This window comes from Thiomonas arsenitoxydans (assembly GCF_000253115.1).
Taxonomy (GTDB): domain Bacteria; phylum Pseudomonadota; class Gammaproteobacteria; order Burkholderiales; family Burkholderiaceae_C; genus Thiomonas; species Thiomonas arsenitoxydans.
This window is the reverse complement of record NC_014145.1, coordinates 1,101,446-1,115,522: the sequence shown is the minus strand read 5'-3', so window position 1 is coordinate 1,115,522 and position 14,077 is coordinate 1,101,446. Positions and strand designations below refer to the sequence as shown.

Genomic DNA, 14,077 nt, shown 5'->3' with positions numbered 1-14,077 from the left:
TGCCCTCAACCATAACCGCCGCCGCCGGGCGTTTGAATGACGAACACATCTCCCGGCTGCATTTCTGCGCTGGCGCAAGCGGGCAGCGGCTCGATGCGGCCGTCCGCACGCTCGATCTGGTTGACGCCCACGGCGCCAGGGGCGCCGCCCGCCATGCCGAAGGCGGGCACGCGGCGGCCATTGGAGAGAATGCCCGCGGTCATCGGCTCGAGAAAACGGATGCGTCGCACCCCGCCGTCGCCGCCGCGCCAGCGCCCGGCGCCGCCCGAACCGGCGCGGATGGCGAAGCTCTCCATCCGGACGGGATAGCGCCATTCCAGCACTTCGGGGTCGGTCAGGCGGGAGTTGGTCATATGCGTCTGCACCACGGAGGCACCGTCGAAGCCGCCGGTCTGCTGGCCCTGAGCATCGAACACGCCTCCCGCGCCGGAGCCGCCCGCGATGGTCTCGTAATACTGATGCTGCGCGTTGCCGAAGGTGAAGTTGTTCATGGTGCACTGGCTCGCGGCCTGCACGCCCAGTGCGCCGAACAGCGCGTTGGTCACGCACATGCTGACCTCCACATTGCCCGCGACCACGGCGGCGGGCGGCCGCGGCGCCAGCATCGAGCCCTCGGGCACGATGAGATGCAGGGGCTTGAGGCAACCGGCGTTGAGCGGAATGTCGTCGTCCACCAGGCAGCGAAACACGTACAGCACCGCCGCCACGGTAACGGCCTTGGGCGCGTTGAAATTGTCGGGCTGCTGCGGCGAGGTGCCGGTGAAGTCGATCTCGGCTTCGCGCCGCTGTCGATCGACACGGATCGCCACACAAATGCGTGCGCCGCTATCGAGCTCCAGGCTGAACGCGCCGTCGTACAGCGCGCCGATCACCCGGCGCACCGCGGCCTCGGCGTTGTCCTGCACATGCTGCATATAGGCGCGCACCACGTTCAGACCATAGTCGGCCACGAGTTTGCGCAATTCGTATGCGCCGGTCTGGTTGGCCGCGATCTGCGCCTTGAGGTCGGCCAGGTTCTGCTGCGGATTGCGCGCTGGCCAGCGTCCGCCAGACAGCAGCGCCAGCACCTCGGCCTCGCGCAGACGGCCTGCGTCCACCAGCTTGAAGTTGTCGATCACCACGCCTTCTTCAAGAATGCTGCACGAGAACGGCGGCATGGAGCCCGGCGTGATGCCGCCGATGTCGGCATGGTGGCCGCGTGAACCCACGTAGAACAGCACCTCGCGCCCTGCGGCGTCGAACACCGGCGTGACCACGGTGACATCGGGCAGATGCGTGCCGCCGTGATAGGGATCGTTGAGCATGAACACATCGCCAGGCCGCATGGTGGCGCGGTTTTCGCGGATGACGGTCTGGATGCTCTCGCCCATCGACCCGAGATGCACCGGCACATGCGGCGCGTTGGCGATGAGCTGGCCCTGCGCGTCGAACAGCGCGCAAGAGAAGTCCAGCCGCTCCTTGATGTTGACCGACACGGCGGTGTTTTGCAGTTGCACCCCCATCTGCTCGGCGATGTGCATGAACTGGTTGTTGAACAGCTCCAGCCGCACCGGGTTGACCGCGGTGTCGTCATCGCGCGCGCGGGTCTGGGTGGCCTGCCGGTGCAATTCCACATGGCCGGCCGCGGTGATGCGGGCACTCCAGCCGGGCTCGACGAGCAGGGTGGTGTGGGCATCAGCGAGCAGCGCGGGGCCCTCGACATGCTGGCCCGGCTGGCACTCGGGGCGCCGCACCAGCACGGTGTCTTGCCAGCGGCCGCCAATGAACACGGGTAGCCGGGCGTGCGGCGGCATGGCGCCCGTCACTTCCGTCTGCACCGCCTCGTGGTGCAGCGGTGCGCCGCCGCCCGCGGCCTCCACCGACAACGCCTCGACCACTAGGCCGCGTTCGGGCATGTGGTGGGCATAGCGCTGCAGATAGATGCGCTCGAATTCGGCCCGCATCGCCGCCGCATCGGCCAGCGCCACCGGCAGCGCGGTGTCGCTGCCCGCATAGCGCAACAGCACGCTGACCCGCAGACGGATGCTGCCCGCGTCCACGCCCTGCGCCTGTAGTTCCTGCCTAGCCTGCGCCGCCAGCGCGTCGCGCACATCGTGCAGGCGCGGCAGCAGGTCGTCGTGCAGCGGCGCTTCCACACTGCGCTGCTGCATGGCGGTCTGCTCGGCCAAGCCCATGCCGTAGGCGGACAGCACCCCGGCGTAGCGATGGATGAACACCCGCTCCATGCCCAGCGCATCGGCCACGCTGCAGGCGTGCTGCGCCCCGGCGCCGCCAAAACATTGCAGGGTGTAGCGCTCTACGTCATAGCCGCGCGCCAGCGAAATGCGTTTGATCGCCCCGGCCATGGCCTGCACCGCAACGGCGAGATAGCCCTCGGCTACATCCTCCGGGGTTTGTGGCTGGCCGGTGTCGCGGGCGATGCGCGCGGCCAGTTCGGTAAAGCGCTCGCGCACCCCGTAGGCGTCCAGCGGGGCGTCGGCCTGCGGCCCGAACACGGACGGAAAGTGCTCGGGGCGAATGCGGCCGAGCATCACATTCGCATCGGTGATGGTCAGCGGCCCACCGCGCCGGTAGCTGGCCGGGCCCGGGCTGGCCCCGGCCGAATCGGGCCCCACGCGCAGCCGTGCGCCATCGAAATGCAGAATGGAACTGCCCCCGGCCGCCACGGTATGAATGTGCAACATCGGCGCGCGCACCCGCACCCCGGCCACCTGGGTATCGAACACCCGCTCGAACTCGCCCGCGTAATGCGACACATCGGTCGAGGTGCCCCCCATGTCGAAGCCGATGACCTTGGCATGGCCCGCCTGCTGCGCGGTGCGCGCCATGCCCACGATGCCGCCTGCCGGGCCAGACAGAATCGCATCCTTCCCATGAAAGGAGTGGGCCTCGGTGAGCCCGCCGCTGGACTGCATGAACAGCAGCTTCACCCCCGGCATCTCGGCGGCCACCTGATCGACATAGCGCCGCAGAATGGGCGAGAGATAGGCGTCGACCACCGTGGTGTCGCCCCGCGAGACAAACTTCATCAGCGGGCTGGTTTCATGCGAGGTGCTCACTTGCGTAAAGCCGACTTCGCGAGCAATGCGCGCCGCAGCAAGCTCATGCGCGGACTCGCGCCAGCCGTGCATGAACACAATCGCCGCCGCACGCAGCCCGGCATCGAAGGCATCTTGCAGATCGCGCCGCAAGGCCTCGGCATCGAGCGGCTGCAATACCGCGCCATCTGCGCCTACGCGCTCCTGCGCCTCGATCACTTGGCTGTAAAGCAGCTCGGGCAACACGATGCGGCGGTCAAATAGTCTGGGACGGTTTTGGTACGCAATGCGCAGCGCGTCGCGAAATCCGCGCGTGCTCACCAGTACCAGCGGCTCGCCCTTGCGCTCCAGCAGCGCATTGGTCGCCACCGTCGTGCCCATGCGCACGCTCTCCACCTGCCCCGGCGTGATCAAAGCCCCCTGCTGCAACCCCAGCAGTTGGCGTATGCCCGCCACCGCCGCATCGCGGTACTGCTCCGGGTTTTCCGACAGCAGCTTGTGCGCCACCAAACTCCCATCGGGCCGACGCGCAACGATGTCGGTGAACGTGCCTCCGCGGTCGATCCAGAATTGCCAGCGATCGGTCGGGGCAAGCATGGCAGAGGTTCAGCTGTTCTGTACGCTGATGGTCGGGAACTTGGCGGTGTAGTCGCGGCCTTGCTGAGCGACTTTCACCGCCACGGCGCGGGCGATGGATTTGTAGCTCTGGGCGATGGCGCCCTCCGGGTCGGCCACCACGGTGGGACGGCCGCTGTCGGCCTGCTCGCGGATGTGGATGTCCAGCGGCAGGCCGCCGAGATAATCCACCTTGAAATCAAGGCTCATTCTCTCGCCGCCGCCCGCGCCGAAGATGTGCTCGACATGGCCGCAGTTGGAGCACACATGCATCGCCATGTTCTCGACGATGCCGAGAATGGGCACGCCCACTTTCTCGAACATCTTCAGGCCTTTGCGCGCATCGAGCAGAGCGATGTCTTGCGGCGTGGTGACGATGATGGCGCCGGTCAGCGGCACACGCTGGCTCAGGGTCAGTTGAATGTCGCCGGTGCCCGGAGGCATGTCCACGATGAGGTAGTCGAGGTCTTGCCACGCGGTCTGGCGCAGCAGTTGTTCGAGGGCCTGCGTGGCCATGGGGCCGCGCCAGATCATGGGGTTGTCGGCTTCGATCAGAAAGCCGATGGACATGATCTGCACGCCGTAGTTTTCCAGCGGCTCCATGTTCTGGCCGTCGCGGCTTTGCGGCTGGCCGGAGACGCCCATCATCATGGGCTGGGACGGGCCGTAGATGTCAGCGTCAAGCAGGCCGACACGGGCACCTTCCGCCGCCAGCGCGAGCGCGAGGTTGGCCGCGGTGGTGCTCTTGCCCACCCCGCCTTTGCCCGATGCCACCGCGATGATGTTCTTCACTTCCGGCAGCGGCTTGAGCCCGCGCTGCACCGCGTGCGACACCACCCGGCTGCGCACCGAAACCGAAACGTTCTGCACCCCCGGCACGGCGCGCAGCGCGGTGATGACTTGCTTTTGCAGATCGGCATGCAGGCTGCGCGCTGGGTAGCCGAGTTCAATTTCGAGCGACACGTCGCCGCCGTCCACACGCAAGTTTTTGATGGCTTTTTCCGCGACCAGCGAAGCGCCGGTTTGCGGGTCTTGAAGGGTTTGCAGCGCGGCCTGAACCGCAGAATCGAGAGCTTGGGACATGGTCAAACTGATGGAGGGGTGCCGAGTTGTTCGTGCCGATGGAATTTTGAGCCACCGTGCCGATTCAATTTTGACCCGGGGTCTGAGGGCGACTGCTGGGCAGCCGGATGGCAATAAGTCTACGGTTTTTGCTTAGGGTTGGCTTTTGGTTGGCGGGTTTGGATCCTTGAGGCAAGCTGCGTCGGGCGCGGCACAGAGCGTTGTGCTGGCGGAAATGCAACCGCCGGACCTTGCCAATCATGTCCATGGTGATCACTCCTGCCCCCGCGCCTAAAAAAGCAGCAGGGTAGGTGGAACACCCGGGTCAATTTTTCGCTCGGCCCGACAGGCTCCTTTCAAGCTGCCGCAGGGCAGCTTGAAGCCGCGGGCCTCATCCCCCTCTCGGGAGCCAGACGCGAACGCGGCAGGTCTGGGGGCGCTCTCAGTGCAGTACGGCAAGATCGCGGGCCATGCGAATGGCCGCAATCAGGCTGGAGGGGTCGGCTTGGTCGCGTCCGGCGATGTCGAACGCCGTACCGTGATCGGGGCTGGTCCGCACAAAGGGCAGCCCCAGCGTGACGTTTACGCCCTGCTCCACGCCGAGATACTTCACCGGAATCAAGCCCTGATCGTGATACATCGCCACCACGATGTCGAAGGCGCCCGGGTGCTCGGGCAGTGCGTGACGCGCGCGCATGAACACGGTATCAGGCGGGTAAGGCCCGCTGGCGGCAATGCCCTCGCTGCGCGCCTGAGCAATCGCCGGGGCGATGATCCGCTCTTCCTCGTCGCCGAACAGGCCTGACTCGCCCGCGTGCGGATTCAGTCCGGCAACGGCGATGCGCGGCTGCGCCAGCCCCCAGCCACGGGCAGCCTGATGGGCGATGCGCAAGGTCTGCAAAACGGCTTCGGACGTCACCGCATCGATGGCTTGCCGCAAGGCCATGTGCACAGTCACCAGCACGGTCTTGAGTTGCTCGTTGGCCAGCATCATGCGCACGGGTACGCCGCCAGCCATGTGCTGCAGGATTTCGGTATGCCCGGGAAAATTCACGCCCGCGGCATGCAGCGCCGCTTTGTGGATGGGCGCCGTCACCACGGCGGCCACCCGACCCACGAGGGCGTCTCGGGCCGCGGCTTCGATGCACGCGTAGGCCGCTGCACCCGCGCGGGCGTCCACCTGCCCGATGGCGAGATCGGCAGGCAGCGCGACGATGGGCAGCACGGGAATGGCCCCGCGCGGAACCTTCTTCCAATCGGCCAGTTCGTCGAGTTCCACGATGGCCGGACGGCTGCTATCGGGTGAAAACCGCAGGGTGCGCGCCGTACGGGCCAGCCAAGCCGCGTCGCCGTAAACCACGCACCCATTCGACTCGCCTTGCGCAAAAGCCCGCACGAGGGTTTCGGGGCCGATGCCGCAGGGGTCGCCCATAGTCAGGGCGATCGGGCGGCTGGGCGCGGATTCAGGCGGGGTTGTCAAGGTCGATGAAGACATGGTCGAGTCCGTAGTGAGCGGCCAGATGGTCGCCGAGCGCACGAATGCCGTCGCGCTCGGTGGCATGGTGGCCGCAGGCCAGATAAGTGATGCCCATTTCACGCGCGAAATGCGCCGTGGGTTCGGAAATTTCGCCGCTGACAAAGGTGCGCGCCCCCGCGGCCCAGGCGTCTTCGATCCAGTCCTGCGCGCCGCCGGTGCACCAGGCCAATGTCCCGACAGGCGCATCGGCCTCGCCCACTACCAGGGGCGTGCGCCCCAGATCGCGCGCAACGGCCTGCGCGAGCTGGCCGATGGTCGCTTGCGGCGCGCTGCCCAGACAGCCCAGTTGCTGTTTGCCGAAGCGGCCCTGTACCGACCAGCCCAGCCGCCGCGCCAGCATGACGTTGTTGCCGACTTCGCCATGCGCGTCGAGCGGCAGGTGATAGGCGAACAGGTTGAGATCGGCGGCTAGCAGCAGCCCCAGGCGCTTGCGCTTCTGGCGGATGATGCGTGGATCTTCTCCGCGCCAGAAATAGCCATGATGCACCAGCAGCGCATCGGCCCGCAGCGCGATGGCGCGCTCGATCAGCGCCAGGCTTGCCGTGACGCCGGTGACAATGCGCGCAATCTCTTCCCGACCCTCGACCTGCAGGCCGTTTGGGCAATAATCGGTAAAACGCGCGCAATCGAGATAAGTGTCGATTTCGCCCTGCAAATGGTCTCTGCGCATGGTGGCCTTGAAGCGTGATGACGCGCCGCCATGTGGGGAGACATCTCCTCACTCGGTCTCTGTATGCGACGCCTCTGGCTGCTATTTTCCCAGACTGTGACGATTGCGCTAGCCGCGCTGTTCGTCGTCTCCACCCTCAAGCCGGAATGGGTGCGTTTCGGCGCCCCGGTTTCCACGCTGGCAAACGCGCCGGCTGTCGTCACCATTCAGGACGCCCCGGCCGCGCCTGCCGCTGCGCCCGCCGCGGGAAGCTATAGCGCCGCGGCGCTCAAGGCCATGCCGGCCGTCGTCTCCATCACCACCTCGAAGGCTCCGCGCCGTCTGCCGGGCCGTGACCCTTGGCTGCGCCAGTTTCAGGGCAGCCGCCAGCCGACCGTCGGCCTCGGCTCGGGCGTGATCGTCAGCCCAGACGGCTACATCCTCACCAACAACCACGTCATCGAAGGCGCGGACCAGATCGAAGTCAAGCTGTCCGATGGACGCGAAGCCCGGGCCACCCTGGTTGGGCGCGATCCCGATACCGATCTCGCGGTACTGCGCATCGGGCTGAACAAGCTACCGGTCATCACATTCGGCAGCGATGCCAACGCGCATGTGGGCGATGTGGTGCTGGCCATCGGCTATCCGTTCGGCGTGGGCCAGACGGTCACGCAGGGCATCATCAGCGCCCTGGGCCGCACCCAGCTGGGCATCAACACCTTCGAGAATTTCATCCAGACCGATGCCGCCATCAACCCCGGCAACTCCGGCGGCGCGCTGGTGGACGCCAACGGCAATCTCATCGGCATCAACACCGCCATCTTCTCGCGCAGCGGCGGCTCGCTGGGCATCGGCTTCGCCGTTCCGGTCTCGACGGCGCGCAATGTCATGCAGCAACTCATCAGCACCGGACAGGTGGTTCGCGGCTGGATCGGCGTCGAACCTCAGGATGTGACCGATCAGCTCGCGCGCACCCTGAATCTGCCGCATCCGGAAGGCGTGGTGATCATCGGCGTGCTGCGCAAAGGCCCGGCTGACGAGGCGGGCGTGCGCCCCGGCGATGTGGTGCTCGATGTGGCGGGCAAGCCGGTGGTCAATACCGGCCAACTGCTTAACGCCGTGGCGGCGCTCACGCCCGGAAGCGAAGCCGCGATTAAGGTGCTGCGCGGCGGCAAGGCCACCACACTGCAGGTCCGCATCGGCACCCGACCGCAGAACATCGGCCAGATGCCGCCCGCTGAAGACGGAGAAGGCGTGCTGCCCTGAGCTAAAAAGCGTTTAGCGTAGCGCTCAGGCTGCTGGCGACTGCGCGTCTTTCTCTTCGTCGGAAGGCGGAGCTGAATACTTGACCAGATACTTCGCCGCGAGAATGCCGACCTCGAACAGCAGAATCATCGACAGCGCCAATGAAGTCTGCGACACCACATCCGGCGGCGTGACGATGGCCGCCACGATGAACGCCACCACGATGAAATAGCTGCGCCAGGATTTGAGCTGCTCAACCGTCACCAGCCCGAAGCGCACCAGCACCATGAGCACTACCGGCACCTCGAACGCGGTGCCGAACGCCATGAACATGGTCAGCATGAAACTCAAGTACGCCTCGATGTCCGGGGCGGCGGTGATCACTTTCGGGGCAAACCCCTGAATGAAGGTGAACAATCGCCCGAATACGAAGAAGTAGCAAAACGCCACCCCCATGTAAAACAACAGCGTGCTGCTGATGATCAGCGGCATGACCAAGCGCTTTTCATGGGTGTAGAGACCAGGCGCAACAAAGGCCCAGACCTGATAGAGCACTGCAGGCAAGGCGATCATGAACGCCACCAGCAGCGTGACCTTGATGGGCACCACAAAAGGCGAGATCACGCCAATGGCGATCATCGTCGAGCCCTTGGGCAGATGCGCGATGAGCGGTTGGGACAACAGATCGAACAGACCCGAAGGGCCGGGGTAGATCGACAGCACAAGGAACACCACGCCGATGGCCGCAATGGCGCGGATGAGTCGATTGCGCAGCTCGATCAGATGCGAGATGAACGGCTGCTCGGCCTCGGGGCTGTCCGGTGTCACTGTTTTCTTGGGGTCAGACACGGGCGATGCACTCGATTACAAAGAGAGGATGGAACAAGCAGAAGGGGCGCCGCATCGGCACACTGATCACCACGGCGATCAGCGTTTGACGCGATAACGCGCCATGCGCGCCGCACCCGACAAGGCCTGGGTGCGCACGCGCGCCTGCCGCCGGTACCACTGCGGAACCGTATTGCCCGAGAGTTTTTTGCGTTTCTTGGTCGGATAGTCCGGGCTGGGCAGACTGGGGGATGAAAAACCATCGGCCATGGAAGGCTCGGCCTCGCCGCTCAGACCCGCCGTGGCTTCCTTCCAGGCATCGTCAAAGCTGCCCTGAACCTCGGCCACGTTGTCGCTCACCGACTTTTTCATATCCTGCGCTGCGGTCTCAAGGGACGATTTCACGTTGCGCAGCTCTTCAAGATCGATTTGGCGATTGACCTCGGCCTTCACTTCAGCCAAGTAGCGCTGCGCGCGGCCCAGCAGGTTGCCCGCAGTGCGAGCCACGCGCGGCAGCTTCTCCGGCCCGAGTACAACTAGGGCCACCACGCCGATCAGGCCGATTTCGGACATTCCGATGTCAAACATGGGCGGTCAGTGGGAGCAATGGCTCAGCAGGCAAGCCGAGCAGGAAAAAAGATACGAAATACGAGATACAAAAAAATCGGGGCAAGACAAAAAACCGGCATCGCTGCCGGCTCGCGGTGAGGGCCAATTTCAGGAAGACGACTTCTCTTTGGCCTGCACGTCAATGGCTTCTTTCTTGGCGCTGGCTTCGGCGGCAAGCTGCTTGTCGGCCTCGGCGGGTTTGTCATCTGCGCTGGCATCGCGCATGCCGTCCTTGAAGCCTTTCACCGCAGAACCAAGGTCGGAACCCATGTTCTTCAGCTTCTTGGTGCCGAACACCATCATCACAATCACCAGCACGATCAGCCAGTGCCAAATGCTAAATGAGCCCATGATTTACTCCTTCGCCGCAAAAAAATTAAGGGGCCTGTTTTTTCCACGGACGGGGACCGCCCATAACGTGCAAGTGCAGGTGAAACACTTCCTGCCCTCCATTCTGGCCGGTGTTGATGACGGTACGAAACCCGTCATCACAACCCTGCTCACGCGCCAGTCGGGGTACAAGCTGCAACATTTTACCGAGTAAAGCCTGATGCTCCGTACCCACATCGAACAAAGACGATAGATGCAGTCGGGGAATGATCAGGAAATGGACGGGCGCCGCCGGGTGAATGTCGTGAAATGCGACCACATCCTCGTCCTGGTACAGCACTTTGGCGGGCAGTTCACCCGCGGCGATTTTGCAGAAAATGCATTGGGAATCAGTCATGGCGCGATGGCAACAGCGTGAAGAAAATCTTGTGTTCAGGGGTTGACCGCGCGCGCGGCGAACTCGGCCAAACCCGACCTGCCTTCGCGGCGCTCCAGTTCGGCAAGCACTTGCTGCGGTGTGAGGCCGTGCTGGGCCAGGGCGATCAGGCTGTGGAACCACAGGTCGGCGGTCTCGTACAGAATTTTCTCCGCCTCGCCATCCTTGGCCGCCATGACGAGTTCGGTAGCTTCTTCGCCGATTTTTTTCAGAATGGCGTCTTCGCCCTTGTGAAACAGCCGCGCCACATAAGAAGCGCTCGGGTCGGCCCCTTTGCGGCTGACAATGGTGGCGTAGATGCGCGCGAGCGCCGCGCTGGAATCGGCGGCCCCGGCCGCGTCAACCTGCCCATGCGCGGACGCGCCGTCATAGATCTGTGCCGGGTCTTTCAGTACCGGATCAGACATCTTCCAATGGCCGTGATCGAGGCTGTTGAAAAAACAGGACTCGCGCCCGGTGTGGCAGGCGATGCCGCCCGCCTGCTCCACTTGCAGCAGCACCACGTCGCCGTCGCAATCGAGGCGGATATCGCGCACGGTCTGCACATGGCCGGACTCTTCGCCCTTGTGCCACAGCTTGTGGCGCGAGCGCGACCAATACACCGCTTCGCCGCGCTGGTGCGTCAGCTCCAGCGCCTCGCGGTTCATCCAGGCGAACATGAGCACGCGGCCGGTGTGCGCGTCTTGCGCGATGGCGGGCACGAGCCCGCGGGCATCCCATTTGACTTGATCGAGCCAGTTCATGGAATGGATTTTAGGCGTTCCACCCCCGCCCTGGCCCAGCAGTTTGCGCAGGACGCTCACAGCGCCAGATCGGGCCGCATGGCGATGCCGCGCGCGGCCAGGTATTGCTTGGCCTGCCCCACGGTGTATTCACCATAGTGGAAGATGCTGGCGGCGAGCACGGCGTCGGCGTGGCCTTCGAGAAAGCCCGCAGCCAGATGGTCGAGACTGCCCACGCCGCCCGAGGCGATGACGGGCACGCTCACCGCGTCTGACACGGCGCGGGTGAGCGCCAGATCGAAGCCGATCTTGGTGCCGTCGCGGTCCATGCTGGTGAGCAGGATTTCACCCGCCCCCGCCTGCGCCATGCGCACCGCCCACTGCGCGGCGTCGAGCCCGGTCGCCTTGCGACCGCCGTGGGTATAGACCTCCCAGCCCTCGCCGTCGGCGCGGCGCTTGGCGTCGATGGCCACGACGATGCATTGCGCGCCATATTTGGCCGAAGCATCGGCGATGACTTGCGGGTTGGCCACTGCGGCGGAGTTGAAGCTGACCTTGTCGGCCCCGGCGTTGAGCAGGCGGCGCACGTCGTCCACGGTGCGCACGCCGCCGCCCACGGTGAGCGGAATGAAGACCTGCGACGCGACCGCCTCGATCTGGTGCAGCAGCAGATCGCGGGCGTCGCTGGTGGCGGTGATGTCGAGAAAGGTGAGTTCGTCCGCGCCCTGGGCGTTGTAGCGGGCGGCGATTTCCACCGGATCACCGGCATCGCGCAGTCCGACGAAATTGACGCCTTTGACCACGCGGCCGCCGTTCACGTCGAGACAGGGGATGATGCGTTTGAACAGCATGGTGGGGTCGCTTAGAGCCGCGTCAGCGGCTGGTGACGTAGCGTTGGGCGGCGGCGAAATCGAGCGTGCCGGTGTAGATGGAGCGGCCGCAGATCACGCCTTCGACGCCGCTGCTTTCCACCGCGCAGAGCTTTTCGATGTCGTCCATGCCTGAGAGGCCGCCGGAGGCGATGACCGGCACGTCGAGCACTTCGGCCAGTCGCACCGTGGCCTCGATATTGATGCCGGTGAGCATGCCGTCGCGGCCGATGTCGGTGTAGATCACGCCTTCGATGCCATAGTCTTGGAACTTGCGTGCCAGATCGGCGACTTCGTGGCCGGTGAGTTTGCTCCAGCCATCGGTGGCGACTTTGCCGTCGCGGGCATCGAGGCCGACGATGATGTGCCCGCCAAAAGCGCTGCAGGCATCGCGCAGGAAGCCGGGGCTTTTCACCGCGGCCGTGCCGATGATGACAAAGCTCAGGCCCTGATCGAGATAGGCCTCGATGGTGTCGAGATCGCGGATGCCGCCGCCGAGCTGCACCGGAATTTCATCGCCCACCTCGTCGAGAATCGCGGCAATGGCCTCAGCATTGCGCGGCTTGCCCGCGAAGGCGCCGTTGAGATCGACCAGATGCAGGCGTTCAGCGCCCTGGTCGATCCAGTGCCGGGCCATGGCGGCGGGATCTTTGGAGAACACCGTGGCGCCTTGCATTTCACCTTGTTCGAGGCGAACGCACTGGCCGTCCTTGAGGTCGATTGCCGGAATGAGCAGCATGATGTCAGGGAAAATGAAAAGAGTGGCTCGAAGAAAGTTGAGGAAACCGCACCGTCAGGGCGACCAGTGCAGAAAATTGCGATACAGCATCAGCCCCGCGTCGGCGCTTTTTTCGGGGTGAAACTGGGTGGCGAAAAGATTGTCGCGCGCCACCGCGCTGGCAAACCGCACGCCATACTCGGTCTCGCCCGCACTGTGGCTGCCGTCTTGCGGCGCGGCGTAAAAACTGTGCACGAAGTAGAACGCCGCACCGTCAGGCACCTGCGCCCATAGCGGATGCAGCGCCCCACGCGCATCGCGACCCTGCCACACCGCGTTCCAGCCCATATGCGGCACTTTGTAGCGGCTGCCATCGGGCTGCAACTGGCCGTCGAGCTCGAAGCGCTGCACCTGGCCGGGAATCAGGCCGAGACCATCGACATGACCTTCGGTGCTGTGATCGAGCAGCATCTGCATGCCCACGCACACGCCGAACAGCGGCTTGCTGGCTGCCGCTTGCAGCACGGCCTCTTGCAGGCCGGACTCGCGCAGCTCACGCATGCAGTCGGGCATGGCGCCCTGGCCGGGCAGCACTACGCGGTCGGCTGCGCGCACCACGGCGGGGTCGGAGGTCACGACCACGTCGAACTCGGAGCCTGCGGCGACATGCGCCACGGCTTGCGACACCGAGCGCAGATTGCCCATGCCATAGTCCACAACGGCAACGCGTTTCATCGATTCAGGGAAGGAGGCGGTTTGACTTCAGCAAAGCAGCGCGAAAGACAGAAAGACAAGAGCGGACCTGTAATGCCAATTTACAGCGAACCTTTGGTCGAGGGAATCACCTCGCCCATGCGAGGATCGCGCTCGGCGGCCGCCCGTAGGGCGCGACCGAAAGCCTTGAACACGGTTTCGCACTGGTGATGGGCGTTGTCGCCGCGCAGATTGTCTACATGCACGGTGATGGCGGCGTGGTTGACCAGCCCCTGAAAAAACTCGTGGGCCAGATCGACGTCGAATTCGCCAATCATCGCACGGGTGAACGGCACATGCCATTCCAGACCGGGGCGGCCTGAAAAATCGATGACCACGCGGCTCAGGGCTTCGTCGAGCGGCACATAGGCATGGCCATAACGGCGGATGCCCTTCTTGTCGCCGATGGCCCGCGCCAGCGCCTGGCCCAGCGTGATGCCCACGTCTTCGACCGTGTGATGCGCGTCGATATGCAAATCGCCCTTGGCCTGGATGTCGAGGTCGATCAGCCCGTGCCGGGCGATCTGGTCGAGCATGTGATCAAAGAAGCCCACACCGGTGGACAGTTTGGAGACGCCGGTGCCGTCGAGGTTGAGGGACACGGTGATTTGCGTCTCGGCGGTGTTGCGGGAAACCTGGGCAGTGCGCATGGGAAAGTGGCGTCAA

Annotated in this window: 14 protein-coding genes; 1 reads left to right on the top strand and 13 read right to left on the bottom strand. The window is 64.8% G+C overall.

The annotated features are described in order from the left end of the window. Window positions 1-5 precede the first annotated feature (5 nt). The 4 genes from THI_RS05120 to THI_RS05105 form a co-directional block, all read right to left on the bottom strand. Window positions 6-3,635 carry an oxoprolinase family protein gene (locus THI_RS05120; protein ID WP_013105170.1) on the bottom strand — a complete coding sequence of 1,210 codons (3,630 nt, stop codon included), beginning with the start codon at window positions 3,633-3,635 and terminating at the stop codon, window positions 6-8. A 9-nt stretch (window positions 3,636-3,644) separates the two neighbouring features. Next, complete coding sequence (gene apbC, locus THI_RS05115) at window positions 3,645-4,736, bottom strand: iron-sulfur cluster carrier protein ApbC (protein WP_013105169.1); 1,092 nt, start codon at window positions 4,734-4,736, stop codon at window positions 3,645-3,647. A 421-nt stretch (window positions 4,737-5,157) separates the two neighbouring features. Beyond that, entirely contained in the window at window positions 5,158-6,210 is a 1,053-nt protein-coding gene (gene pdxA / locus THI_RS05110) for a 4-hydroxythreonine-4-phosphate dehydrogenase PdxA (protein WP_255356495.1), read from the bottom strand. Beyond that, on the bottom strand, window positions 6,179-6,922 hold the full coding sequence (locus tag THI_RS05105) for a Nif3-like dinuclear metal center hexameric protein (protein ID WP_013105166.1): 744 nt from the start codon (window positions 6,920-6,922) through the stop codon (window positions 6,179-6,181). Before THI_RS05105 ends, pdxA begins: the two co-directional genes overlap by 32 nt. Window positions 6,923-6,985: 63 nt before the next feature. Between THI_RS05105 and THI_RS05100 the strand changes: the two genes are divergently transcribed. Beyond that, on the top strand, window positions 6,986-8,167 hold the full coding sequence (locus tag THI_RS05100) for a S1C family serine protease (RefSeq protein WP_013105165.1): 1,182 nt from the start codon (window positions 6,986-6,988) through the stop codon (window positions 8,165-8,167). A gap of 24 nt (window positions 8,168-8,191) precedes the next feature. Here THI_RS05100 and tatC read toward each other — a convergent pair whose 3' ends face one another. The 9 genes from tatC to hisB all read right to left on the bottom strand — a co-directional run bounded on the left by tatC (window position 8,192) and on the right by hisB (window position 14,061). Further along, complete coding sequence (gene tatC / locus THI_RS05095; RefSeq protein ID WP_013105164.1) at window positions 8,192-8,995, bottom strand: twin-arginine translocase subunit TatC; 804 nt, start codon at window positions 8,993-8,995, stop codon at window positions 8,192-8,194. A 78-nt stretch (window positions 8,996-9,073) separates the two neighbouring features. Continuing rightward, complete coding sequence (gene tatB, locus THI_RS05090; protein ID WP_013105163.1) at window positions 9,074-9,562, bottom strand: Sec-independent protein translocase protein TatB; 489 nt, start codon at window positions 9,560-9,562, stop codon at window positions 9,074-9,076. Window positions 9,563-9,691: 129 nt separating this feature from the next. Further along, window positions 9,692-9,934 carry a Sec-independent protein translocase subunit TatA gene (gene tatA, locus THI_RS05085; RefSeq protein ID WP_013105162.1) on the bottom strand — a complete coding sequence of 81 codons (243 nt, stop codon included), beginning with the start codon at window positions 9,932-9,934 and terminating at the stop codon, window positions 9,692-9,694. 25 nt (window positions 9,935-9,959) lie between these two features. Further along, entirely contained in the window at window positions 9,960-10,310 is a 351-nt protein-coding gene (locus THI_RS05080) for a histidine triad nucleotide-binding protein (RefSeq protein ID WP_013105161.1), read from the bottom strand. A 35-nt stretch (window positions 10,311-10,345) separates the two neighbouring features. Next, on the bottom strand, window positions 10,346-11,101 hold the full coding sequence (gene hisIE / locus THI_RS05075; RefSeq protein ID WP_041609156.1) for a bifunctional phosphoribosyl-AMP cyclohydrolase/phosphoribosyl-ATP diphosphatase HisIE: 756 nt from the start codon (window positions 11,099-11,101) through the stop codon (window positions 10,346-10,348). A 47-nt stretch (window positions 11,102-11,148) separates the two neighbouring features. Next, the gene (hisF, locus tag THI_RS05070; RefSeq protein ID WP_013105159.1) at window positions 11,149-11,922 is read right to left on the bottom strand and encodes an imidazole glycerol phosphate synthase subunit HisF; all 774 of its coding nucleotides are present in this window, start codon (window positions 11,920-11,922) and stop codon (window positions 11,149-11,151) included. Between the two features lie 22 nt (window positions 11,923-11,944). Next, on the bottom strand, window positions 11,945-12,679 hold the full coding sequence (gene hisA, locus THI_RS05065) for a 1-(5-phosphoribosyl)-5-[(5-phosphoribosylamino)methylideneamino]imidazole-4-carboxamide isomerase (protein WP_013105158.1): 735 nt from the start codon (window positions 12,677-12,679) through the stop codon (window positions 11,945-11,947). Window positions 12,680-12,733: 54 nt separating this feature from the next. Then, the gene (gene hisH / locus THI_RS05060; protein ID WP_013105157.1) at window positions 12,734-13,393 is read right to left on the bottom strand and encodes an imidazole glycerol phosphate synthase subunit HisH; all 660 of its coding nucleotides are present in this window, start codon (window positions 13,391-13,393) and stop codon (window positions 12,734-12,736) included. An 80-nt stretch (window positions 13,394-13,473) separates the two neighbouring features. Continuing rightward, window positions 13,474-14,061 (bottom strand): imidazoleglycerol-phosphate dehydratase HisB, encoded by a 588-nt coding sequence (gene hisB, locus THI_RS05055; RefSeq protein WP_013105156.1) that lies wholly within the window; start codon window positions 14,059-14,061, stop codon window positions 13,474-13,476. Window positions 14,062-14,077: the final 16 nt, after the last annotated feature.

What these genes read in the sequence shown, in the direction of transcription:
- hisF (WP_013105159.1), bottom strand. Translation starts at nt 11,922, where the DNA reads ATGCTGTTCAAACGCATCATCCCCTGTCTCGACGTGAACGGCGGCCGC.
- pdxA (WP_255356495.1), bottom strand. Translation starts at nt 6,210, where the DNA reads ATGTCTTCATCGACCTTGACAACCCCGCCTGAATCCGCGCCCAGCCGC.
- hisA (WP_013105158.1), bottom strand. Translation starts at nt 12,679, where the DNA reads ATGCTGCTCATTCCGGCAATCGACCTCAAGGACGGCCAGTGCGTTCGC.
- hisB (WP_013105156.1), bottom strand. Translation starts at nt 14,061, where the DNA reads ATGCGCACTGCCCAGGTTTCCCGCAACACCGCCGAGACGCAAATCACC.
- tatB (WP_013105163.1), bottom strand. Translation starts at nt 9,562, where the DNA reads ATGTTTGACATCGGAATGTCCGAAATCGGCCTGATCGGCGTGGTGGCC.
- THI_RS05100 (WP_013105165.1), top strand. Translation starts at nt 6,986, where the DNA reads ATGCGACGCCTCTGGCTGCTATTTTCCCAGACTGTGACGATTGCGCTA.
- THI_RS05080 (WP_013105161.1), bottom strand. Translation starts at nt 10,310, where the DNA reads ATGACTGATTCCCAATGCATTTTCTGCAAAATCGCCGCGGGTGAACTG.
- THI_RS05105 (WP_013105166.1), bottom strand. Translation starts at nt 6,922, where the DNA reads ATGCGCAGAGACCATTTGCAGGGCGAAATCGACACTTATCTCGATTGC.
- tatA (WP_013105162.1), bottom strand. Translation starts at nt 9,934, where the DNA reads ATGGGCTCATTTAGCATTTGGCACTGGCTGATCGTGCTGGTGATTGTG.
- hisH (WP_013105157.1), bottom strand. Translation starts at nt 13,393, where the DNA reads ATGAAACGCGTTGCCGTTGTGGACTATGGCATGGGCAATCTGCGCTCG.
- apbC (WP_013105169.1), bottom strand. Translation starts at nt 4,736, where the DNA reads ATGTCCCAAGCTCTCGATTCTGCGGTTCAGGCCGCGCTGCAAACCCTT.
- THI_RS05120 (WP_013105170.1), bottom strand. Translation starts at nt 3,635, where the DNA reads ATGCTTGCCCCGACCGATCGCTGGCAATTCTGGATCGACCGCGGAGGC.